The sequence below is a fragment of the Nonomuraea sp. NPDC003754 genome, assembly GCF_053605785.1.
On sequence record NZ_JBSGJX010000016.1, the window covers coordinates 21,231 to 43,814 of the forward strand.

Genomic DNA, 22,584 nt, shown 5'->3' on the forward strand with positions numbered 1-22,584 from the left:
GCCGGCGACGACTCGCCGGCCCTGACCCCGGTTCGCGGGAACGGTAGGAACGGTGCACGATGGATGCCTTGTGGACGTAACACGCACATCGCAGATAGCGGCGGGCCTGGCGGAGGTCGAGGCGCGCATCGCCGAGGCCTGTGCGGCCGCCGGTCGCGCCCGTGACGAGGTCACGCTCATCGCGGTCACCAAGACCTACCCCGCCGCCGACGTCAGGATCCTGGCTGGGCTCGGCGTGCGGGAGATCGGGGAGAACCGCGACCAGGAGGCCTCCCTCAAGGCCCGCGAGTGCGCCGACCTGCCGTTGACCTGGCACTTTGTCGGCCAGCTGCAGACCAACAAGGTGCGCTCGGTGGCCGGGTACGCCGACGTGGTCCACTCCGTCGACCGCTCGCGGCTGGTCGCCGCGCTCGGGCGCGAGGCCGTCAGGGCGGGCAGGCGGATCGGCTGCCTGGTGCAGGTCGCCCTTGACGACGATCCTGACCGGGGCGGGGTCCGCCCCGTCGACGTGCCGGCACTGGCCGACGAGATCGCGGCCACCGACGGGCTCAGGCTCGGCGGCGTCATGGCCGTCGCCCCGCTGGGGGAGGAACCGGGCAAGTCGTTCGCCCGGCTGCGGGAACTGGCACTGGCCGTACAGGCCGGGCATCCTGGTGCGACCATAATCTCGGCGGGGATGAGCGGCGATCTGGCGCAGGCAATCGCGCACGGCGCGACACACGTGCGCGTCGGTACGGCGTTGCTCGGTCGTCGCAAGCCCTTCGTCAGGTAATGTCCCCTCCAGCGGATCGTGAGGTCCGCGGCAGAAGTAGAGGTCGATCAGCGGTGAGCTCCAAGGGGGTACGGCTACCGCCTCGGCCCGGCCGCCGACACGCACCCCGGCGGAAGGCCCGAGCGAGTGCGACCATGAGCAGGAGGACGACGTAGCGATGGCCGGCGCGATGCGCAAGATGGCGGTCTACCTCGGTCTCGTGGAGGACGACCGCTACGAGAGGTACGAGACCTACACCGACGACGACTACGAGTACGAGGAGGAGTCGCGCCGGACCGAGCAGGACCGTCCGGCGGCCTCCCACGACCGTGACGACGACTCCGACCCCGGTGTGCCCGCGCCCCGGCCGGCCACGACTGTCCTGGAGCGCCGCACGACCGATCTGGCGCGCATCACCACGCTCCACCCGCGCACCTACAACGAGGCGCGCACCATCGGCGAGCACTTCCGCGACGGCACTCCCGTCATCATGAACCTGACCGAGATGGTTGACTCCGACGCCAAGCGGCTTGTCGATTTCGCGGCAGGTCTGGTCTTTGGCCTACACGGGAGCATCGAACGTGTTACCAACAAGGTGTTCCTGTTGTCCCCAGCCAATGTCGAGGTGACCGCCGAGGACAAGGCCCGAATCGCGGAACGCGGGTTCTTCAACCAGAGTTAGAGTCTGTGTATGTCTATCGACCCGACCCTGGTCTCACCGAGGCCGGGAGGGGCACCTAGAAGTGGAGGCGCGGCCGGACCGTGGGGATCGTAGGCGAGATCTTGGTCGTTGTCCTGTCTCTGTATCTGGTGTTGCTCATCGGCAGAATGATCTTTGAGACGGTGCAGGCGTTCGCCCGGCAGTGGCGTCCATCGGGATTCGTCCTGGTGCTCGCCGAGGCCACATACACCGCAACCGACCCACCTCTCAAGTTTCTCCGCCGTTTCATTCCTCCCCTCCGGTTGGGTACGGTGGCCTTTGACCTAAGCTTCACAGTGCTTTTCATTGTGGTCTTGGTCATGATCCAACTCGTGTCCGCGCTGTAGTGATCGGGTACCGTCCCTCCGGACAGACTCCAAGCGCGCCAAGGAGACCAAAAAGATGCCGCTGACGCCCGCTGATGTGCGGAACAAGCAATTCAGTACCACCCGGCTGCGGCCGGGCTACGACGAGGAAGAGGTGGATGCCTTCCTCGACGAGGTCGAGGCTGAGCTTGACCGCCTGATCCAAGAGAACGAGGAGCTCCGCGCCAAGCTGGCCGAGTGCCTGCGTGGCAAGGTGCCCGGCGGCATGAACATGCCGATGGCCTCCGCCCCCGTGCAGGAGCAGCCCAAGCCGGAGATGATGGCGCCCCCGCAGCCGGAGCCCATGCAGGCTCCGCCGCCGCCGCAGCCGGTTCCCGTGGCCATGAGCATGCCTCCCGCCGAGGACAACATGGACACCGCGGCCCGCGTGCTCGCCCTCGCGCAGCAGACCGCCGACCAGGCGATCGCCGACGCGCGCCGCGAGGCCGACGAGACCGTCACCCGCGCCCGCCGCGAGGCCGACGACATCCTCACCAAGGCCCGCCGCCAGGCCGAGCAGGTCATCGGCGACGCCCGCGCCCGCGCCGAGACGCTCGAGCGCGACGCCCAGGAGCGGCACCGCCAGGCGATGGGTTCCCTCGTGCAGACCCGTGACGAGCTCGAGCGCAAGGTCGAGGAGCTGCGCAGCTTCGAGCGCGAGTACCGCAGCAGGCTCAAGCTCTACCTGGAGAACCAGCTCGCCGAGCTGACCGTCTCCGCGGAGGGCGGCAGCGGCGGCTTCCCCGTCATCCCCAGCGGCCCGATGGGTGGCGCCCCCGCCATGACCCACGCGGTCCCGCAGGGCGGACAGCAGCCCCTGCCCGGCGCGCCCAGCCCGTTCGGCGGCGACCAGTCGCAGCACCAGGGTGCCTTCCAGGGCGCCGACGGACCGCACAACGACCGTCGCTAACGCCGGTAAGGTAACGGGTCAGGTTCGCTTCTGGTCCGTCACTCGAAAGAGCCCCCTGTGATCCTCATCAGCGCTGGTCTGGTGCTCGCTGCGGTCGTGTTGCTGATCGCGGGCTTCATCATGGCTGAACCGTTCCTGATCATGTGGTCGATCGTGGTCAGCGTGCTGTCCGCGCTCTTCCTCGTGATCGGGGCGTTCCTGCGGCGTCACGAGCTCTTCCCCGGCGGCGGTGGTGCCGGGGCGAAGACTCCGCAGGCGAACGCCCCGATGGTCACCCCCACGGCGATCACGCCCGCGGGGGCGGCCACGGCGCCCACGATGCCGCACCAGCAGCCCCCCAGGCCGCTCACCCCCGCATCGCCCGTCCCCTCGGGGATGGGGCCGCGGCCGGCGACCGCCCCCGGGGCGCCGCCCCGGCCCGCGGCGGGAGCGCCGAGAGGGATCTCGCCCGACGCGATCGTGCTGGTGATTCCCGGTCGCAAGCGCTACCACGTGGCCGGTTGCCGCCAGCTGGCCGGGCGGGAGTACGAAGAACTCACCTTCGAGGAGGCACGCGAGGAGGGCTTCACGCCCTGCACGACGTGCCTGCCCGACGCCGCGCTCGGAGGGCGGCAGGTACCACCTGCCGCCGAGCCGCGGCAGGGCCAGCCCGCCGGTCGCGCCCCCTACACGGCCGCCCAGGGTCCCAGGGACACCGCGCCCGCAGGCCGTCCCGCCTCCTCCGCTCCGCCCGCCGGAGCCGCTTCACCTGCCGGAGCCGTCTCACCTGCCGGCGCCGCCTCACCCGTCGAAGCCGCCTCGCCGGCCGAGGCCGCTCCGGCCCGCGAGCGTGAGAGCGCGGCGCAGACCGGCTCTCGCCCCCCAGCGGGCGGGCCCGGCGCACCGGCATCCACCGACGACAAGGACAGCCCACAGGGCCGTCCGGCCGGTGCCAAGCCCACGAGCACCCCTTCCGCCGGCGCGCCGGAGACCGCTGCGAGCACGCAGGCGACGCCCACCGCCGGATCCACGACCTCGGACGACACGTCCGCGACCTCGGACAGCACGTCTACGGCTTCGCACGGCACGTCCGCGACCTCCGGCGGCACGTCTGCGACCTCCGGCGGCACTTCTGCGGCGTCGGACGGCGCGTCTGCGGCATCGGGCGGCAAGGCGGAGGCGGCGAGCGCCGAGCCCGCCGCGTCGGTCGGCAAGCCTGCGACGCCCGGCGGCAGGCCCGCGACGTCGGCCGGCAAGCCCGGAACGTCCGGTGGCGCGGAGTTCGCCCCTGGTGGCGATGAGGAGCCGTCCCCGGGCAAGGCGAAGACGCCCACCGAGAAGGTCGGGACCCCCGCTGGCAAGGTCGGGACGTCCGCCGACAAGGTTGAGACGTCCGCCGACAAGGTCGGGAGTGCCGCCGAGAAGGCCGGGCCGGCCGACGGCAAGGCGGCCGGTGCCGCCGGCCGTCCGCAGCCGTCGGGGAAGGCCGCTCAGAGTGCTCCAGCCGAGGCTGAGGACGACGAGCGCGACACGGCGCCGGGTGGCCTTCCCCTGCCACCGGCCATGCCGGGCAGGCTCGTAGCGGGCGTTCCAGGCTCCGCCCAGCGCAAGCCCGCCGTCCAGGAGGAGCAGGCGGCCGACGAGGACACCGCCACCCAGCAGACCCAGCGGCTGTGTCCGCCCGCCGGTGCCGCCTCCTCCGGCCCTGAGCCGGAGTCGGAGCCCGAGGCCGAGCGCCCCGGCGGCAAGTCCGCGACCTCCCGCGGAGGATGGTTCGACCGCCCCGAGTCCATGGCCCAGGAGCCGGTGGAGCCGGAGGTGACCGCACCCGGGCGCGCCGGGCCTCCGGTCGCCTCCGGTCCCACCCCACCCGCCCCCGGTACGGCAGGCGGCGCCGAGAAGGGCGAGAGCGCGAACGACACCGTCAGGCTCGACCGGCCCGGCATCGTCAAGGTGATCGGCGGCACCAAGCGCTTCCACAACTCCTCCTGCCCGCTGGTGCGGGCCGCCGAGGCGAGTGGCGTGCTGTCGATGCCGCGCGCGGAGGCCGAGGCGAAGGGCCTCACCCCGTGCTCGGTGTGCATGCACGAGCACCAGACCGTCGGCTGATCCCGGCCTGAGACGCCTTCGCGCCGCCGCCCGCGGGACCTTCCCCGGGCGGCGGCGCCGTTTCCTGGACAGGACGAGCCAGGCTCGCCCCGATACCGGCTACCGGGGGTCGGCTGCCAGTTGCCATATGCCGGTTGCCATATGCCAGATGCCGGGCAGAGCCGGACGCCGGATGTCGGGCGCCCGGTGCCTGACGGCCGGTGCCTGACGGCCGGTGCCTGACGTCAGATACCTGGCGCCCAGTGCCCGACGCCCGGTGCCTGACGCCGGATGTCGGGTGCCTGGAGCTGGATACCGGACGCCGGACGCCGGGTGTCGGATGCCGGGTGTCGGATGCCGGGTGTCGGATGTCGGATGTCGGATGCCGGTTGTCTGACTCTGGATGCCGGACATTAGTGGATGCCGGATACCGAGTGCGGGCCCCTCTTCAGGTGCGACGCGGTGAGAACGCGGTGAGCCGGGGCGATCCGGCGTGGGGTGGGATGCGGGCAAGGGGCGCCGGGTGCGGGGACGTGACCGGGACGGGACGGGCCCGCCGGGAGCGGAATCGCCTCAGAACGGGAGCGGCGGTCGGCGCCAGTTCTGAGGGCCACCGTGTCAGGCGATCAGCATGGCCGGCCGAAAGGGTCGTGCCACCCGGTGGCGGGCCGTGCCGGACGATCAACGCGGGTCGGGCAGGCTGGCCGTACCTGGGATCGGTCTTCGCGGACGGGTGGACCCCGGCGTCGGTTCCGTGGTCGGGTGGGACCTGAGGTCCCGTTTCGTGGCCGGGTGGACCCCGGGTCGAGGTTCGTGATCGGGCGGAACTCCGGGGTCGCGTTCGTGGTCGGGTGGGATCTGGGGTCGGGTTTCGTGGTCGGGTGGACACCGGACCCCGGGGTCGGGGTTCGCGGACGGGTGGGGTCACGGGAATGCGAAGAGCGCGGCCCCCGGGAGAGGGGGCCGCGCTCTCCTTACTTGTCAGGCGCGCCGCAGCTGGAAGGTCAGCCCCAGGTCGGCGTCGGACAGGACGGGCAGGCCGTCGATCTGCCCCTCGGCCAGGCTGGTGGCGAGGACCTCCTCGGCGACCTGCGAGCCGTCCGCGCGCAGCGCCTCGGCCAGCTCGGGCGACGAGGCCGCCCACCACAGCTCGATCCGGTCGGTGATGGACAGCCCCGTGGACTTGCGGGCGTCCTGGACCAGGCGGATCACCTCGCGGATCAGTCCGGCCCTGCGCAGTTCATCGGTGATGGTCAGGTCGAGCGCGACCGTCTCGCCGGTGCCGGTGTCGACCGCGCCGGTCTCCACGGCCCAGCCCGACTTGGGCTGCTCGGTGACGATCACCTCGTCCGCCGTGAGCGACACCGCGCCGAGCTCGCCCGCCTCGACCGAGACGGCCGACCCGGAGCGGAGCGAGGCCGCCAGCGTGGCGGGGTCGGCGGCCGAGACGGCCGCGGCGACCAGCTTGGTCTGCGAGCCGAACCGCTTGCCGAGCGCCCTGAAGTTGGGCTTGACGGTGAAGGACACCAGGTCCGAGCTGAAGCCGGACAGGTCTTCCAGCGCCTGCACGTTCAGCTCGTCGGCGATCAGGTCGCGCAGCTCGGCGGTGAGCCCCGCCCAGCCCGGCGCGCCCACGAGGGCCCTGCCGAGCGGCTGCCGCGTCTTGACGCCCGAGGTGGCGCGGGCCGAGCGGCCCAGCTCGACCAGCCGGCGCACCAGCGCCATCTGGGCCGACAGCTCGGGGTCGAGCAGGTCGTCCTTCACCTGCGGCCAGCCGGCCAGGTGGACAGACGACGGCGCGTCGACGCCGCGCAGCACGTCCCACAGGTAGTCGGTGATGAACGGGGTGATCGGCGCCATGAGCCTGGTGACGGTCTCCAGGCACTCGTACAGCGTGGCGAACGCCTCGCGCGAGCCCTGCCAGAAGCGGCGGCGCGAGCGCCTGACGTACCAGTTGGACAGGTCGTCGAGGAAGTCGGCGAGCCTGCGGCCGGCCCGTACGGTGTCGAAGGAGTCGAGCGCGGCCGACACCTCGGCGACCGTCCGGTGCAGCTCGGCCAGCGCCCACCTGTCGATGAGCGGGCGCTCGGCGACGGGCGGCGCCTCGGCGGCCAGCGCGGGCGACCACGACTCGGCGTTGGCGTACAGGGTGAAGAAGGAGGCGGTGTTCCAGTAGGTCAGCAGGACCTTCCTGACGATCTCCTCCAGCGCGTGGTGGCCGACGCGGCGCGCCGCCCACGGCGAGCCGGAGGCGGCCATGAACCAGCGCAGGGCGTCGGCGCCGTGCTGGTCCATCAGCGGGATGGGCTCCAGCACGTTGCCCAGGTGCTTGCTCATCTTGCGGCCGTCCTCGGCCAGGATGAGGCCGAGGCAGAGCACGTTCTCGTAGGAGGACTGGTCGAAGACCAGCGTGCCGACCGCCATCAGCGAGTAGAACCAGCCGCGGGTCTGGTCGGTCGCCTCGCAGATGAACTGGGCCGGGTAGACGCCCTCCGGCTTGCCCTTGGCGCCCCACTGGGCGAACGGCATCGAGCCCGAGTCGTACCAGGCGTCGATCACGTCGGGCACCCTGCGCGCCTCGGCACCGCAGGTGGGGCAGGCGAAGGTGATGTCGTCGACGAAGGGGCGGTGCGGGTCGAGGGCCGACAGCTCCTGCCCCGCGTACGAGCCCAGCTCCTCGAGCGAGCCGACGCAGGTGACGTGCGACTCGTCGGCCGAGCACACCCACAGGGGGAGCGGCGTGCCCCAGTAGCGGGAGCGCGACAGCGACCAGTCGACGTTGTTGCGCAGCCACTCGCCGAAGCGGCCCCACTTGATGGTCTCGGGGAACCAGTTGGTCTTCTCGTTCTCCTCGAGCATCCGGTCCTTGACCGCGGTGGTGCGGATGTACCAGGCGGGCAGGGCGTAGTAGAGCAGCGCGGTGTGGCAGCGCCAGCAGTGCGGGTAGCTGTGCTCGAAGTGGCCGCCGCGGAACAGCAGGCCGCGGGCGCGCAGGTCGGCGGTGAGCTCCTCGTCGGCGTCCTTGAAGAACCGGCCGCCCACCATGGGGACGTCGGGCAGGAAGCGGCCGTCGGGGCCGATCGGGTTGACGATCGGCATGCCGTACGTCTTGCAGACGGTCATGTCGTCGGCGCCGAAGGCGGGCGCCTGGTGGACCAGGCCGGTGCCGTCCTCGACGGTCACGTAGTCGCCGAGCACGACGTAGTGCGCACCGGGGATGTCGACCAGGTCGAACGGCCGGGAGTAGGACGTGCGCTCCAGCTCGCGCCCGCTGAAGCGGGCGACCTCGGTGTAGCCCTCGCCGAGCACCTGCGCCAGCAGCGGCTCGGCGACGACCAGCACCTCGCCGTCGGCGGTGCGGGCGGCGACGTAGGTCACCTCGGGGTGAACGGCCACCGCCGTGTTGGACACCAGCGTCCACGGCGTGGTGGTCCAGATCAGCAGGGAGGCGTTCAGCTCGGCCAGCGGGCCGGAGGTGACGGGCATCCTGACGTAGACCGACGGGGAGGAGATCGTCTCGTAGCCGCCGGGCTGGCCCAGCTCGTGGTCGGACAGGCCGGTGCCGCAGCGCGGGCAGTACGGCGTGATGCGGAAGTCGCGGAACAGCAGGCCCTTGTCGAAGATGACCTTGAGCGACCACCAGACGGACTCGACGTAGTCGGGGTCCATCGTGCGGTAGGCCGTGGACAGGTCGATCCAGTAGCCCATCCGCTCGGTCAGCTCTTCGAAGGCGTCGACGTGGCGCAGCACCGACTCGCGGCACTTGGCGTTGAACTCGGCGATGCCGTACGCCTCGATGTCCTTCTTGCCCGTGAGGCCGAGTTCCTTCTCGATGCCCACCTCGACGGGCAGGCCGTGGCAGTCCCATCCGGCCTTGCGGGGCACGCTGAAGCCACGCATGGTCTTGTACCGGGGGAAGAGGTCCTTGAAGACGCGCGCCTCGACGTGGTGGACGCCCGGCAGGCCGTTGGCGGTGGGCGGGCCCTCGTAGAAGACCCAGGTGGGGGCGCCTTCGTTCTGCTCGACGGAGCGCTCGAAGATCTTCCCGTCCCGCCACCGGTCGAGGACCTCACGCTCGAGCGCGGGCAGGTCGACCTGCGCGGGTAGAGAGCGGAAATAGTGGGACATCTCGGGCGGGACCTCCACGTGTCAGGCTCGGTGACGGTGTGAAGGGACGAAGCCGTACGGCTCCGCGGTACCACCCCTCTTGACCCCCGCAGGGACCCACTTCATTTGGTCTGCTGCCGGTTCTAGTGAGCTCTGGCGAGCCGTTCTTCCGGCGGCTCGGGAGTGATGCCCCTGTGATGTGGACCACAGGGCTCCGTCAACGCCTCGCAGGCTAAAACCATAACGCAGAGTGGAGGCTGCCTGCTTCCCGTTTGTGCAGCGCAGCAAATGGCGACAAAGAACCGGGAATGGATGCTTATGGTGAGGAGTTGATTGGTCGAGGCGGGATAGTACGGGAGGGGTAATCCGTACGGCGGGTCGTTTGCCGGGTCGTTATCGACGGCCTATGCTGCCCGCACCGTTTGAGCCTTGATCAGCATGGAGGCAGCCATGGCGGCAGTCACGCAGACCGCGACCCCTGCGATGTGGTCGGCAGAGGAGCTGGCCGAGGTGCGCGAGGCGCTCGCGCAGGAGATCGCCGATCTCGAGGCGGACATCCTGCGGCACGAGTCCGAGATCGCCTCTGGAGATGTGACGCAGGGCGCCGGTGACGACCAGGCCGACGCCGGGGCCAAGACCTATGAGCGCGAACGCGAGATCGCCCTTACCCTGAACACACGCGACCTGGTCGCGCAGAACGAACGTGCGATCGCCAGGATCGACGCCGGAACCTATGGAGTGTGCGAATCGTGCCACAAGCCGATCGGCAAGGAACGCCTGCAGGCGTTCCCGAGGGCGACGCTGTGCGTGTCGTGCAAGCAGCGGGAGGAGCGCCGCTGAAGGCCGATGGTGAGACGAGCGGAAGGCCGGTCGGGCGACGCCTGATCGGCCTTCTCGCGTTGATCGCGGTCGTGATCTACGCCCTCGACCTGCTCACCAAGACGCTGGTGCTGCGGTCGCTGGAAGGCGGCCCGCCGCTGGTGATCATCCCCGACCTGCTGCAGTTCAGGGTCATCTTCAACTCGGGGGCCGCCTTCAGCATCGGCACCGGGATGACCTTCGTCTTCACCCTCGTCGCCTCCGGCGTGGTCATCGCCATCCTGCGCACCGCGCGCAAGCTGCGCAGCCTGCCGTGGGCGATCACGCTGGGCATGCTGCTCGGCGGGGCGCTCGGCAACCTCACCGACCGGCTGCTGCGCTACCCCGCCGGCTTCGGCCGTCCCGCCGCCGGCCAGCTGCAGGGCCACGTGGTCGACTTCATCGAGACCTTCCCCGGGTACTTCCCCGTCTGGAACGTCGCCGACTCGATGATCGTGTGCGGCGGCATCCTGGCGGTCTTCCTGGCCTGGCGCGGCTACCAGATCGACGGCACCAGGGAGGTGTCCGGCAAGAATGGCTGAACAGCGCAGCCTGCCCGTCCCCGACGGGCTCGAAGGAGAACGCCTCGACGCGGCCCTGTCGCGGCTGTTCGGCTTCTCCCGCACCCGGGCCGCCGAACTGATCGGCTCGGGCGACGTCCTGGTCGACGGCGCCACGGCCGCCAAGTCCGACCGGGTGCACGCCGGCGCGTGGCTCGACGTCACGCTGCCGCCCCCGCCGACCACGCCCATGCCCGTGGCCGAGCCCGTCCCCGGCATGACGATCATCTACGAGGACGACGACATCGTCGTGGTCAACAAGCCGATCGGCGTCGCCGCCCATCCCACCGTGGGCTGGACGGGCCCGACGGTGATCGGCGGCCTGCTCGGCACCGGCCACCGGGTGGCCACCAGCGGCGCGGCCGAACGCCAGGGCATCGTGCACCGCCTCGACGCCAACACCACCGGCGCGATGGTCGTGGCCAAGAGCGAGCACGCCTACTCCGTGCTCAAGCGCGCCTTCAAGGAGCGCACCGTCGACAAGCGCTACCACGCGCTGGTGCAGGGCCACCCCGACCCCTTCAGGGGCACGGTCGACGCGCCCATCGACCGCCACCCGTCGGGCGACGGCAGGTTCGCGGTGGTGGCCGGCGGCAAGCCGTCGGTGACCCACTACGACACCGTCGAGGCGTTCAGGGCGGCGTCGCTGCTCGACATCAAGCTGGAGACGGGGCGCACCCACCAGATCCGCGTCCACATGGCCGCGCTGCGCCACCCGTGCGTCGGCGACCTGCTGTACGGCGCCGACCCCACGCTCGCGGCCCGGCTCGGGATGACCAGGCAGTGGCTGCACGCGGTCTCGCTCGGCTTCGAGCACCCGTCGAGCGGCGAGTGGATGTCCTTCAGCAGCGACTACCCCGACGACCTGCAGAAGGCGCTCGACACCGTGCGGGCGGAGTCCTAGGCCCTGTCCCTGTCCTTGTCCTTTGCCTTGTCAGTGGTCTTGTCAGTGGCCTTGGCGCCGTCCTTGGTCGTGCTCCTGTCCTTGGCGTGACCCCTGTCCTGGGTCCTGCGGGCCATGCCGCCCAGGCCCTCGTCGGGCTCCACCTGGCCGGGAGCGCTGTCCGACGGCTCCTGCGTCCGCGTCTCGGCGGGTGGCGCGGAGGTCTTCTCCTTCGACTTCGTCGGTGACGGCCGGTCGGCGTCGGACGGGCTGGAGCGGCTGTCGGGCGGCGCCTCGGGCGAGGCGTCGCTCGTGGCGGGCGGGTCCCGCCGCTCGTCGTAGGTGCCCGTGCTCCGGCGGTCCTCTGACACCGAGCGGGTCCGCGCGGGCGCCGGCACCGGCGCGGCGGTCGCCGTGGGCGTGGAGACGATGAGCGGCACGGAGGCCGGCTTCGGCTGCTGCCGTTGGGGGCCGGGGTCACGGCTCGACATCCAGGCCATCCCGCCGGCGGCCAGCGCCACCGCGACCGCCGCCGCGGCGAGCGCGACCAGCGGGGGCCGGCGCCGGGCGGGCAAGCGGCCGCCCTGGCCCGCTCCGGCCCGCGTGACAGCCGGTACGGCCGGCCGCGAGGCCGTGTCCGCCGCCATCATGTCCGCCGCCATCGCGACCGGCGCGGTCGACTCGGGCGCGATGCCCAGCACGATCATGCGCATGCGCCGCTCGGCCTCGTCCAGGCCCATCCGCTCGGCCGGGTCCTTGCGCAGCAGCCCGGAGATCACCGGAGCCAGTGGCCCCGCCGTCGACATCGGCAGCGGCTCCTCGTGCATGACGGCCGCCATCGTGGCCAGCGGGTGGCCGCGCTGGAAGGGCGAGTGCCCCTCCACGACCGTGTAGAGCGTGACCCCCAGCGACCACAGATCCGAGGCGGGAAGCGCGGAGCCGCCGGCGGCCCGCTCGGGCGCGATGTAGGCCGGGGTGCCGACCAGGACCCCCGTCCTGGTCACGGGGACGTCGTCCTCGGTGGTGGCGATGCCGAAGTCGGTCAGCACCGCCCTGCCGTCCTCGGCCAGCAGCACGTTGTCCGGTTTGACGTCGCGGTGCAGCACGCCCACCGCGTGCGCGGCCCGCAGCGCCCCCAGGAGCTCCACCCCGATGGCCGCCACCCTGGCGGGCTCGAGCGGCCCCGCGTCGCGCACCATGGCGCCCAGCGTGCGCGAGCGGACCAGCTCCATCACGATCCAGGGGTGGCCCGCGTCCTCGACCACGTCGTAGACGGTGGCCACTCCTGGATGGGCGACCCTGCCGGCGGCCCTGGCCTCGCGCAGGGTGCGCACCGTGAAGACCTCGCGCTCCGGCCCCGGCAGATCAGGCGGCGGCACCACCTCCTTGACCGCCACGTCGCGGCCGAGGACCTCGTCGTGGGCCTGCCACACCGTCCCCATGCCGCCGCGGCCGATGGTCTTGAGGAGGCGATAGCGTCCGCCGATGATCTCCGAGGATTCGGACATGAAGGACGGACTACCCCGTAATTGCCGGAGCTCACGTGGGCTGGAAGGTCTTCACGAACGTGTCGAAGAACGCCAGGCCCTTCCGCCACGAAGCCTCCGGCGTCTCCCAGTAGATCGCGTACGGCCGGCCGTCCTCGAGCCTGAACCCGCGGTTGACCACGTGGATGGTCTCGCCGTCCCTGATCCTGGTGAACTCCCAGTCGGCGGCGGACACCCCGAGGTAGGTGAGCGGCCGGATGTCCAGTCGCCGGTAGCCCGCGAACTGCCCCTTGGCGCGGATCTCCTTCTCCAGGCGCTGCCATGCCTCGACGGGGTCGCGCACCGGGTCGTCCGCCTCGGTCCACTCGATGATCAGCGTGCCGGGAGCGCCGGGACCCGTCACGCTCACGCTGTCGCGGCCGGGGGTCTTCTTCGCGGTCCACCCGGCGGGCACCGAGACGGAGAAGCGGCCCAGCTTGCTGGTCAGCTCGCGCCAGCCGGGGCCGGCCGACGGACTGCCGGTGGCGGAGGGAGTGCTGGAGGAGGTCGGCGTACCGCTGGTCGGCGTGGGGCGCGCGGTGGGTGAGGGGGGTGAAGCGTCGGGCCGCATCGCCAGCCAGACGCCGCCACCGGCCAGCGCGGCGGCCAGCACGGCGCTCGGGACGGCCCACAGCAGCGGCGAGCGCCGCCTGGCCGGCCGCGTGGTCGTGGCGGCGTCGCGGGCCGCCGGAGGGGTGCGCGGCGCGTGGCCGGCCTGCCCGGTCCCGGGCTCGGTGAGCGTGGCGGGCGGCCGGGTCGCGGGCGGCCCGGCGGCGTTCTCGAGCCCCCGCTGCATGGCGGGCTGGACGCCCCGCGGCCCGGCGGGGTTGACGTCCTGCGGTCCGGCGGGCTGGCCGTCCTGCGGTCCGGCGGGGTGGAGGCTCTGCGGTCCGGCGGGGTGCAGGCCGTACGGCGCGGCGGGCTCCAGTCCCGGCGGCCGGGCGGGGGGCTCCAGCGCCGCGAGCCTCGCGGCCACCTCATGGGCGCCCATCCGCGCCGCAGGGTCACGTCGCAGCAGCCCCGTGATCACGGGAGTGAGCGGGCCGGCCAGGCGCGGCGGCTCGGGCGGGTCACGCAGGACCGCCGCCACCGTCGCCGCCCACGAGTCCCGCCGGTACGGCGCGTCGCCCTCCACCGCCGTGTGCAGCATGGCGCCCAGCGACCACAGGTCGGAGGCCGGGGTGGCGGGCAGGCCGTTGAGCCGCTCCGGGGGCATGTAGGCGGGCGTGCCGACCAGGTTGCCGGTGGCGGTCAGGCCCGCCTCGGCGTCGACGGCGGCGATGCCGAAGTCGGTCAGCACCACCCGGCCGTCCTCGGCCAGCAGCACGTTCTCCGGTTTGACGTCGCGGTGCAGCACGCCGGCCGCGTGCGCGGCCCGCAGCGCGCCGAGCACGGCGCCGCCGACCCTGGCCGCCTCCGGCACGGGCAGCGGACCCCGCTGCCTGATCACCTCGGCAAGCGACCGCGAGCGCACCAGCTGCATCACGATCCAGGGCCGGCCGTCCTCCTCGATCACGTCGTGGATGACGATCACGTTGGGATGGTCGAGCCGGCCCGCCGCGCGCGCCTCCCTGATGGTGCGCTCGTTGAGCTGTGCGCGTTTCTGCTCGCCGATCCCGGTGTAGCGGACCTCCTTGATCGCCACCGTCCGGTCGAGCAGGTCGTCGTAGGCGCGCCACACGATGCCCATCCCGCCCTCGCCGATGGGTTCGATCAGGCGGTACCTGTTGCCGACTCGCACCACCGAAGCCTACTTGGCGGGTTTGAAACTCGCCGCGAAGGCGTCGAAGAAACGCAGGTCACGCTTCCAGTTCTCGTCAAGGGTGTGCCAGTAGATCGCGTAGCCGCGGCCGTTGTCGGTGACGAAGCCGCGGTTGCGCACCCTGGTCTTGCCGGTGTTGGTGTTCCAGGTGAACTCCCAGTCGGCCGCGGCCTTCATGTAGTCGACCTTCTTGATGCGGAGCAGCTTGTAGCCGCCGAAGTTGTACTTGGCGCTCGGCTCCTGCTTCTTCCAGTCGCCCAGGGGATCGTCGCCGGGGTTGGTCGCCTCCTCGATCATGACGTAGGAGTTGGACGAGGCGCCCGGTCCGCGGAAGTAGACCTGGTTGCCCTTGCGCTGGTAGCTCTTCCACTCGGGGGGCATGCCGATCGAGAAGCCCATCTCCTCGTCCTTGTACATCCGCCAGCCCTCCGGAAGCGCCTCCGCGGTGGCCGAGGGCGTCGGGGCAGGGGTGGCAGGCGGGGTCGCCGCCGCCGAGGGCGCGGCGGCGGTGGTCGTCGTCGCCGTCGCGGTGACCGTGGTGGTCACCTTCTGGGCCGGCTCCTGCGAGGTGCGGGGGGATTCGTTCTCGGCGGAGCGCAGCCCGAGCAGGCCGGCCACACCGCCGACGACCAGGATGGCGATGGCCACGGCGACGAAAGGGAGCACGCGGCGGGCCGGCGTCGCCGGCTCGGGGACGACCGTGGGCGTCTCGGGCAGGCGCATGCCCGTCTCGAACAGCTCGGCCGGCGAGTCGGACGCGGCCGGCAGCGCCGCGGTGGGCGGGGGAGCCTCGGGCGCGGCCCCGGCGGACCCGGCGGCACCGGCGGCCCTGGCGGACGTGGCGGAGCCGGTGGGCGCGGTGTGCGCCGTGGGCCTGGCGGGCTTGGCGGTGGGTGTCCCCGCCTTGGCTGGCGCAGATCCGGTCCTGGCGGCGGCCGCGCCGGAGCCGGCCGGTGCGGGGCGCTTGGGCGCGGCCGGCCTGTTCGTGGCCGTCCTGTCCCGCGCGGTCTTGGGCGGGGAAGACTTCGCGGCGGCGGGTTTGGCTCTGGCGGGCGGCTCGATAGCGGGCAGGCTGGGGTCGGTGGGGGTGTCGTCCACGTCGGGTACGGCGGGCGGGCGCGCGACCCTGACGGTCTCGTTCGGGGTCTGCTCGATGATCCTGCGCAGCATCCTGGCCGTCTCGTCGACGGACAGCCGCTGGACCGGCTCCTTGGCCAGCAGGCCGTCCAGGACCGGCTCGAGCGGCCCTGCCTTGGCGGCGGGCGCGGGGTCGTCGTTGAGCACCGCCATCATGGTCGCCATCGCCATGCCGCGCTCGTGCGGGGCCTTGCCCTCGACCGCGGTGTAGAGCGTGGCGCCCAGCGACCACAGGTCCGACTCTCGCCGGGCGGGCAGGCCCTTGAGCCGCTCGGGCGCGATGAACGCGGGCGTGCCGGCCAGGCCCGTCATGGTCAGCGCGGTCTCGGTCTCCAGCGTGGCGATGCCGAAGTCGGTCAGGACGACCCTGCCGTCCTCGGCCAGCAGCACGTTCTCGGGCTTGACGTCGCGGTGCAGGACTCCTGCGTCGTGGGCGCCCTTGAGCGCCTCCAGGACGGCCAGGCCGATCTCAGCCACCCGCCGGGGCGGGAGCGGCCCCTCGGTCTTGATCGCCTGGCCCAGCGAGCGGGAGGGGACCAGCTGCATGACGATCCACGGCCGGTCGTCCTCCTCGATCACGTCGTGGACGACGATCACGTTCGGATGGGTGAACCGGGCCGCCGCGCGCGCCTCGCGCATGGTGCGCCGGTTGAGCAGCTGCACCTCGTCGCCCAGCACGGCCGCGTAGCGGACCTCCTTGACCGCGACCTCGCGGTCGAGCAGCTCGTCATGGGCGCGCCAGACGATGCCCATGCCGCCGCGCCCGATGGGCTCCTTCAGGTGGTACCGGCCGGCGACGCGGCGTCCGGCGTGCTGCTGTCCATCCGACATCAACGGCCTCAAACCCCCTTCTAAGCCTAGAAATACTCCCATAGGGATCGGGTAGCAGCGACCCGTGTAGTCTTAGATCCATGACTCCTCGCTACACGTTTATCGAGCCGGCTCCCGGAGGGCCGGTCATGCGGTAGCGACCACCTGGAGCCGGCGACAGGCAGAGACCTCGGGTCTCTGCCCTTTTTCTTTCCTGGAGACCGCCGGCTCCGCACGGACCGGCTTGAGCGTTGGGATCGAGATGTCTTCCACCCTCGAAAAGCGTCCCGCCGTCACCCGATGGATCAGCCTGCGCCCGCACCACGGGCGGGTGCGGGTGGAGGACGTGCTCGACGGCCCGGTGTACGTCGAGCCGTCCTCGGCCGACGACCTGCCCGCCATCGCCGAGCGCGCCGCGGGCGTGGTGGTGGGGGCGGCCTGGATGCGGGACCTCCCGCTGGTGCGGGCGGCGGCCAGGCTCGGCCTGCCGGTGATCGTCCAGCGCGGCCACGCCGCGACCCTGGAGGAGTGGCTGGCCGTCGCCGACTCCTGCGCGGCCGAGGGCAACGACCAGGTGGCCCTGTGCGAGAGCGGCGGTCAGACCCCCGCCGGGCACCTGGCCCTCGACCTGTCGCTGCTGCGCGCCGCCAAGGCCCGCTCGGGACGGCCGGTGCTGGCCGAGGTCTCCGCCGACCCCTCCCTGGCCGGCGCCGCCGTCGCGGCGGGCGCCGACGGCCTGCTGCTGTCGCCCTCGGCCGCCGACGAGGAGGTCGCCCAGGCGCGCGAGGCGGCCACGCTCTTCGGCGCGCTGGCGCGCCACGACACCCCCGAGACCCTGGCCGAGGCCCGCGCCGCCGTCGACAGGGTGGACGCCGCCCTCGCCACCCTCCTCGAACGGCGGGCCGAGCTGGCCGGTGTCATCCAGTCGCTCAAGCCCGTCGGCGGGTTCGCCGGCCGCGACATGGAGCGGGAACGTCAGCTGGTGGCCAGGATGGCCGAGCGCGCGCCCAGGCTCGGCGTCGAGCGCCTCGCCCCGATCATGAACGCGGTCATCGAAGCGGGCCTGCACCTCGCCGAGGAGAGCTGACCACCTTCCACCCGAGGGCGATGGCCGCGGCGAGCACGGGGATGAGGAAGAAGGCCACCCGCTGGTCCTGGTCGGCGAAGGCCATCAGCACCACCACCAGCGCCAGGAAGCCCAGCGTGAACCAGTTGGCGTACGGCGAGCCCGGCATCGGGAAGCTCGAGCGGTGCCCGGTACGCCGCAGCAGCAACTGGCAGTACACCAGGGTGCCCCACGTGGTGATCACGCCGAGCGAGGCGACGGCGGTGGCGATGGCGAAGGCCCGCTCGGGGAGGAAGTAGAACAGCACGACCCCCGCGAGGAAGACCGCCGCGGTCATCAGGATCCCCCCGTAGGGGACGTGGCGGGAGCTCAGGTTGCCGGTGAAGTGCGGCGCCTCGCCCTTCAGCGCCATGGCTCGCACGATGCGCCCGGTCGAGTACAGGCCCGAGTTCAAGGAGGAGGTGGCCGCCGTGATGACGACGAGGTTCATCGCGTCGGCCACCCAGGGCACCCCCAGGTGGTCGAAGACCGTGACGAACGGTGACTCGTCGGCGCTGTAGGCCGTCCACGGCAGCACCATGGCCAGCAGCAGGATCGAGCCCACGTAGAAGACCGCGATGCGCCACACCACGCCGTTGATCGCCCTCGGCATGACCTGCCGGGGGTTCTTGGTCTCACCCGCCGCGATGCCCACCAGCTCGATCGAGGCGTAGGCGAAGACGACCGCCTGCAGGCTCATCAGCACGACGGGGAAGCCGTTGGGGAAGAACCCGCCGTGGGCCACGAGGTTGGCCGCGCCGGCCTGGGTGCCGCCCACGTTCGCGCCGGTGATCACCAGGAACAGGCCGGCGACCAGGAAGGCGCAGATGGCCAGCACCTTCAGCAGGGCGAACCAGAACTCCAGCTCGCCGAAGACGCGGACCGACAGCAGGTTGACCGTCAGCACGAAGCCCAGCGCGATCAGCGCGGTCAGCCACTGCGGGAAGCGCGGCGCCCAGTAGTGGACGTAGGTGGCGACCGCCGTCAGCTCGGCGATGCCGGTGAAGGCCCAGTTGATCCAGTACATCCAGCCGCTGGTGAAGGCGGCCCACGGTCCGATGAACTCGGCCGCGTACTCCACGAAGGAGCCCGAGGTCGCCCGGTAGAGCACCAGCTCGCCGAGCGCCCGCATGACGAAGAAGGCGGCCAGGCCGGCCACCGCGTACGACAGCACGAGCGCGGGCCCCGCCGCGGCCAGACGCCCGCCCGCGCCGAGGAACAGCCCGACGCCGATGGCACCGCCGATCGCGATCATCTGCACCTGGCGGTTGCCCAGCGCGTGGGAGTACCCCTCTTCCAGCTGCGCGCACACCGTGTCTCCTTCGTCACAAGAACGATATATGCGCAGGCTGGAAGGGTTCGCGAGGGCTCGCCGGGCAACCTGTAGCCGAGGCCGTACACCTCGTCAGACGGTGGCGCCGACGGCCGGAAAAGTCGGTGCGGAGCACTAGGCTCGAAGCCTGCACATCCGCTCTCGATCGAGGAGGCGCCGCTCCATGTCGTCCAGCGACTCGTTCGTACACCTGCACGTACACACCGAGTACTCCATGCTGGACGGGGCCGCGCGCCTCAAGCAGATGTTCAAACAGGTCGGCGAGCTGGGCATGCCCGCCATCGCCATCACCGACCACGGCAACATGCACGGCGCCTACGACTTCTACAGGCAGGCGACCGCAGCCGACATCAAGCCGATCATCGGCATCGAGGCCTACGTCGCCCCCGAGCTGCGCCACAACAAGCGGCCGGTGCTCTGGGGCGAGCCGCACCAGAAGAAGGACGACGTCTCCGCGGGTGGCTACTACACCCACATGACGATCTGGGCGCGCAACAGGGCGGGCCTGCACAACCTGATGCGCCTGTCGTCGCGCGCCTACACCGAGGGTTTCGTGCGCAAGTGGGCGCGCATGGACGCCGAGATCCTCGCCGAGCACGCCGACGGCCTGATGGCCACCACCGGCTGCCCCTCCGGCGAGGTGCAGACCAGGCTGCGCCTCGGCCAGTACGACGAGGCCGTCAAGGCCGCCGCGAGGTTCCAGGACATCTTCGGCAAGGACAACTACTTCCTGGAGATCATGGATCACGGGCTCGACATCGAGCGCAGGGTCCGCGACGGGCTGACCAGGATCAGCAAGGAACTGGGCATCCCCCCGCTGGTCACCAACGACTCGCACTACACCTACGAGTCCGACGCCGCCTCCCATGACGCCCTGCTGTGCATCCAGACCGGCAAGCAGCTGTCCGACCCCGACCGCTTCCGCTTCGACGGCAGCGGCTACTACATCAAGTCGGCCGACGAGATGCGCGCCGTCGACTCCTCCGACCTGTGGGCCGAGGGCTGCCGCAACACGCTGCTGGTGGCCGAGAAGGTCGACCCGACGGGGTTCTTCACGCACAAGAACCTCATGCCGACCTTCCCCATCCCCGACGGGATGACCGAGGAGGAGTTCTTCCGCCAGGAGGTGTGGAAGGGCCTGGAGCGGCGCTTCCCCGACGGCGTGGACGAGGAGCACCGGGCGTGGGCCGAGAACGAGCTCGGCGTCATCCTCCAGATGGGCTTCCCGAGCTACTTCCTCGTGGTCGCCGACTTCATCATGTGGGCCAAGAACAACGGCATCAGGGTGGGTCCCGGCCGTGGTTCGGCGGCCGGTTCGCTGGTGGCCTACGCGCTCGGCATCACCGACCTCGACCCGATCCCGCACGGCCTGATCTTCGAGCGGTTCCTCAACCCCGAACGTGTCTCCATGCCCGACGTCGACATCGACTTCGACGAGCGCAGGCGGGCCGACGTGATCCGCTACGTCACCGAGAAGTGGGGCGCCGACAAGGTCGCCATGATCGCCACGTTCGGCACCATCAAGGCGAAGGCCGCCATCAAGGACGCCGGTCGCGTGCTGGGCTACCCGTACGCGCTGGGCGACCGGGTGTCCAAGGCCTTCCCGCCCGCGGTGATGGGCAAGGACATCCCGCTGTCGGGCATCTTCGACAAGGACCACCCCCGCTACGCCGAGGCCGGCGAGCTGCGCCGCCTGTACGAGGAGGACGTCGACGTCAAGGCGACGATGGACCTCGGCAGGGGCCTGGAGGGCCTGATCAGGCAGACCGGCGTCCACGCCGCCGGCGTCATCATGTCCGCCGAGGTGCTCACCGACTACATCCCGATCATGCGCCGCGACTCCGACGGCGCGATCATCACGCAGTTCGACTACCCGACCTGCGAGACGCTCGGCCTGCTGAAGATGGACTTCCTGGGCCTGCGCAACCTCACGATCATCGACGACTGCCTGAAGGCCATCGAGCTCACCAGCGGCGAGAAGATCGAGCTGCTCGACCTGCCGCTCGACGACGTCAAGACCTACGAGCTGCTGGCCCGCGGCGACACCCTCGGCATCTTCCAGCTCGACGGCGGCGGCATGCGCTCGCTCATGCGGCTCATGCGCCCCGACAACTTCGAGGACATCTCCGCCGCCCTCGCGCTCTACCGGCCCGGCCCGATGGGCGCCAACTCGCACACCAACTACGCGCTGCGCAAGAACGGCCAGCAGGAGATCACCCCGATCCACCCGGAGCTGGAGGAGCCGCTCAAGGACATCCTCGACACGACCTACGGCCTGATCGTCTACCAGGAGCAGGTCATGGCCATCGCCCAGCGGGTGGCCGGCTACTCCCTCGGCGGCGCCGACCTGCTGCGCCGCGCCATGGGCAAGAAGAAGAAGTCCGAGCTGGACAAGCAGTACGAGTTCTTCGAGAAGGGCATGAAGGACAACGGCTTCTCGCCGGCTGCCATCAAGGCCCTGTGGGACATCCTGCTGCCCTTCTCCGACTACGCCTTCAACAAGGCCCACACCGCCGGCTACGGCCTGGTCGCGTACTGGACCGCCTACCTCAAGGCCAACTACCCGGCCGCCTACATGGCCGCGCTGCTCACCTCGGTCAAGGACGACAAGGACAAGTCGGCCCTCTACCTCAACGAGTGCCGCCGCATGGGCATCAAGGTCTTCCCGCCGGACGTCAACGACTCCGACTTCGACTTCACGCCGCACGACAGCGACATCCGCTTCGGCCTGTCGGCCATCCGCAACGTCGGCGGCAACGTCGTCGACGGCATCCTGGCGGCCCGCAAGGAGAAGGGCCGCTACGCCGACTTCAAGGACTTCCTGCGCAAGGTGCCGGCGATCGTCTGCAACAAGCGGGTGATCGAGTCGCTGATCAAGGCGGGCGCCTTCGACTCCCTCGGCCACGTCCGCAAGGGCCTGGTCATGGTGCACGAGCAGGCCGTCGACGCGATCATCGACATCAAGAAGAACGAGGCCATCGGCCAGGACTCCCTGTTCGGCGCCGTCGACGGCGGCGAGGACCAGACCTTCGACGTGCAGATCCCGGTCGGCGAGTGGGACAAGAACACCCTGCTGCAGTTCGAGCGGGAGATGCTCGGCCTCTACGTCTCCGACCACCCGCTGTTCGGCGTGGAGCACATCCTGGCCTCCGGTGCCGACTGCTCGATCGCCTCGCTGCAGGACGAGAGCCGCGCCGACGGTCAGGTCGTGACGGTCGGCGGCATCCTGTCGGGCGTGCAGCGCAAGGTCACCAAGAAGGGCGACACCTGGGTGCTGACCCAGCTGGAGGACCTCGAGGGCGCGATCGAGGTGATGATCTTCCCGTCGGCCTACCAGCTGTGCTCGACGATCCTGGCCGAGGACGCCATCGTCTTCGTCAAGGGGCGCATCGACAAGCGCGAAGACGTGGCCAAGATCATCGCGATGGAGGTGACGGCACCCGACCTCACCCAGGAGGCGGGCGGCCCGCTGCTGGTCAGCCTGCCGCTGAGCCGGTGCACGCCGCCGGTGGTCGGCCGGCTGAAGGAGATCCTGACCACCCACCCCGGCACCTCCGAGGTGCACCTACAGGTGCACAACGGCCCCAAGACCACGGTCATGCGGGTGGAGGACCGGCTGCGGGTGACACCCTCACCGGCCCTCATGGGCGACCTCAAACAACTCCTCGGCCCCGCCTGCCTGGGCGGCTGACACCGGCATCGGCGGCCCG

Annotated in this window: 15 protein-coding genes and 1 pseudogene; 11 read left to right on the forward strand and 5 right to left on the reverse strand. The window is 71.2% G+C overall.

Annotation, left to right across the window (positions count from 1 at the left end; all coding sequences use genetic code 11):
• The first annotated feature begins 70 nt into the window (after positions 1–70).
• The 5 genes from ACWEVS_RS20890 (at position 71) to ACWEVS_RS20910 (ending at position 4,814) form a co-directional block, all read left to right on the forward strand.
• A complete protein-coding gene (locus ACWEVS_RS20890) occupies positions 71–772 on the forward strand; it encodes a YggS family pyridoxal phosphate-dependent enzyme (protein WP_449920992.1) in 702 nt (233 codons plus the stop codon).
• 157 nt (positions 773–929) lie between these two features.
• A complete protein-coding gene (locus tag ACWEVS_RS20895; protein ID WP_449920989.1) occupies positions 930–1,433 on the forward strand; it encodes a cell division protein SepF in 504 nt (167 codons plus the stop codon).
• Between the two features lie 80 nt (positions 1,434–1,513).
• A complete protein-coding gene (locus ACWEVS_RS20900; RefSeq protein ID WP_183659086.1) occupies positions 1,514–1,798 on the forward strand; it encodes a YggT family protein in 285 nt (94 codons plus the stop codon).
• Between the two features lie 55 nt (positions 1,799–1,853).
• Positions 1,854–2,726, forward strand: coding sequence for a DivIVA domain-containing protein (locus ACWEVS_RS20905; RefSeq protein ID WP_354910351.1), 873 nt, complete (start codon positions 1,854–1,856; stop codon positions 2,724–2,726).
• 57 nt (positions 2,727–2,783) lie between these two features.
• Entirely contained in the window at positions 2,784–4,814 is a 2,031-nt protein-coding gene (locus tag ACWEVS_RS20910; protein WP_452552847.1) for a hypothetical protein, read from the forward strand.
• Between the two features lie 960 nt (positions 4,815–5,774).
• Here ACWEVS_RS20910 and ileS read toward each other — a convergent pair.
• Positions 5,775–8,921 carry an isoleucine--tRNA ligase gene (gene ileS, locus ACWEVS_RS20915; protein ID WP_452552849.1) on the reverse strand — a complete coding sequence of 1,049 codons (3,147 nt, stop codon included), beginning with the start codon at positions 8,919–8,921 and terminating at the stop codon, positions 5,775–5,777.
• A 429-nt stretch (positions 8,922–9,350) separates the two neighbouring features.
• On the opposite strand from ileS, the gene ACWEVS_RS20920 reads away from it, so the two are divergent.
• Genes ACWEVS_RS20920 through ACWEVS_RS20930 form a run of 3 tightly spaced genes read left to right on the forward strand, consistent with a single transcriptional unit; the run spans position 9,351 to position 11,222 of the window.
• Positions 9,351–9,740 carry a TraR/DksA family transcriptional regulator gene (locus ACWEVS_RS20920; protein ID WP_449920982.1) on the forward strand — a complete coding sequence of 130 codons (390 nt, stop codon included), beginning with the start codon at positions 9,351–9,353 and terminating at the stop codon, positions 9,738–9,740.
• Between the two features lie 59 nt (positions 9,741–9,799).
• Entirely contained in the window at positions 9,800–10,300 is a 501-nt protein-coding gene (gene lspA, locus ACWEVS_RS20925; protein WP_452552851.1) for a signal peptidase II, read from the forward strand.
• Complete coding sequence (locus tag ACWEVS_RS20930) at positions 10,293–11,222, forward strand: RluA family pseudouridine synthase (protein WP_354910362.1); 930 nt, start codon at positions 10,293–10,295, stop codon at positions 11,220–11,222. Before lspA ends, ACWEVS_RS20930 begins: the two co-directional genes overlap by 8 nt.
• On the opposite strand, the gene ACWEVS_RS20935 is transcribed toward ACWEVS_RS20930, so the two are convergent.
• Genes ACWEVS_RS20935 through ACWEVS_RS20945 form a run of 3 tightly spaced genes read right to left on the reverse strand, consistent with a single transcriptional unit; the run spans position 11,219 to position 16,457 of the window.
• A complete protein-coding gene (locus tag ACWEVS_RS20935; protein ID WP_452552852.1) occupies positions 11,219–12,709 on the reverse strand; it encodes a serine/threonine-protein kinase in 1,491 nt (496 codons plus the stop codon). The genes ACWEVS_RS20930 and ACWEVS_RS20935 overlap by 4 nt on opposite strands.
• A 31-nt stretch (positions 12,710–12,740) precedes the next feature.
• Positions 12,741–14,468, reverse strand: a complete 1,728-nt coding sequence (locus ACWEVS_RS20940) for a protein kinase domain-containing protein (RefSeq protein WP_452552854.1) — start codon at positions 14,466–14,468, stop codon at positions 12,741–12,743.
• A 9-nt stretch (positions 14,469–14,477) separates the two neighbouring features.
• Positions 14,478–16,457, reverse strand: a complete 1,980-nt coding sequence (locus ACWEVS_RS20945) for a serine/threonine-protein kinase (RefSeq protein ID WP_452552856.1) — start codon at positions 16,455–16,457, stop codon at positions 14,478–14,480.
• Positions 16,458–16,698: 241 nt separating this feature from the next.
• On the opposite strand from ACWEVS_RS20945, the pseudogene ACWEVS_RS20950 reads away from it, so the two are divergent.
• Together ACWEVS_RS20950 and ACWEVS_RS20955 are read left to right on the forward strand one after the other, a co-directional pair.
• Positions 16,699–17,115, forward strand: a pseudogene (locus ACWEVS_RS20950) (chorismate mutase); the annotation flags it as partial.
• A gap of 129 nt (positions 17,116–17,244) precedes the next feature.
• Positions 17,245–17,523: a chorismate mutase gene (locus ACWEVS_RS20955; RefSeq protein ID WP_449921437.1), complete on the forward strand. Its 279-nt coding sequence runs from the start codon at positions 17,245–17,247 to the stop codon at positions 17,521–17,523.
• Here the strand turns inward: ACWEVS_RS20955 and ACWEVS_RS20960 are convergent.
• Positions 17,486–18,853, reverse strand: coding sequence for an amino acid permease (locus tag ACWEVS_RS20960; protein WP_354910373.1), 1,368 nt, complete (start codon positions 18,851–18,853; stop codon positions 17,486–17,488). The genes ACWEVS_RS20955 and ACWEVS_RS20960 overlap by 38 nt on opposite strands.
• A 184-nt stretch (positions 18,854–19,037) precedes the next feature.
• On the opposite strand from ACWEVS_RS20960, the gene dnaE reads away from it, so the two are divergent.
• A complete protein-coding gene (gene dnaE / locus ACWEVS_RS20965) occupies positions 19,038–22,565 on the forward strand; it encodes a DNA polymerase III subunit alpha (RefSeq protein WP_452552858.1) in 3,528 nt (1,175 codons plus the stop codon).
• The last annotated feature ends 19 nt before the right edge of the window (positions 22,566–22,584 follow it).

Excerpts from the sequence above, each read along its gene's own strand:
- ACWEVS_RS20895 (WP_449920989.1), top strand. The coding sequence starts at position 930 with ATGGCCGGCGCGATGCGCAAGATGGCGGTCTACCTCGGTCTCGTGGAG.
- ACWEVS_RS20905 (WP_354910351.1), top strand. The coding sequence starts at position 1,854 with ATGCCGCTGACGCCCGCTGATGTGCGGAACAAGCAATTCAGTACCACC.
- ileS (WP_452552849.1), bottom strand. The coding sequence starts at position 8,921 with ATGTCCCACTATTTCCGCTCTCTACCCGCGCAGGTCGACCTGCCCGCG.
- ACWEVS_RS20920 (WP_449920982.1), top strand. The coding sequence starts at position 9,351 with ATGGCGGCAGTCACGCAGACCGCGACCCCTGCGATGTGGTCGGCAGAG.
- ACWEVS_RS20930 (WP_354910362.1), top strand. The coding sequence starts at position 10,293 with ATGGCTGAACAGCGCAGCCTGCCCGTCCCCGACGGGCTCGAAGGAGAA.
- ACWEVS_RS20935 (WP_452552852.1), bottom strand. The coding sequence starts at position 12,709 with ATGTCCGAATCCTCGGAGATCATCGGCGGACGCTATCGCCTCCTCAAG.
- ACWEVS_RS20945 (WP_452552856.1), bottom strand. The coding sequence starts at position 16,457 with ATGTCGGATGGACAGCAGCACGCCGGACGCCGCGTCGCCGGCCGGTAC.
- dnaE (WP_452552858.1), top strand. The coding sequence starts at position 19,038 with ATGTCGTCCAGCGACTCGTTCGTACACCTGCACGTACACACCGAGTAC.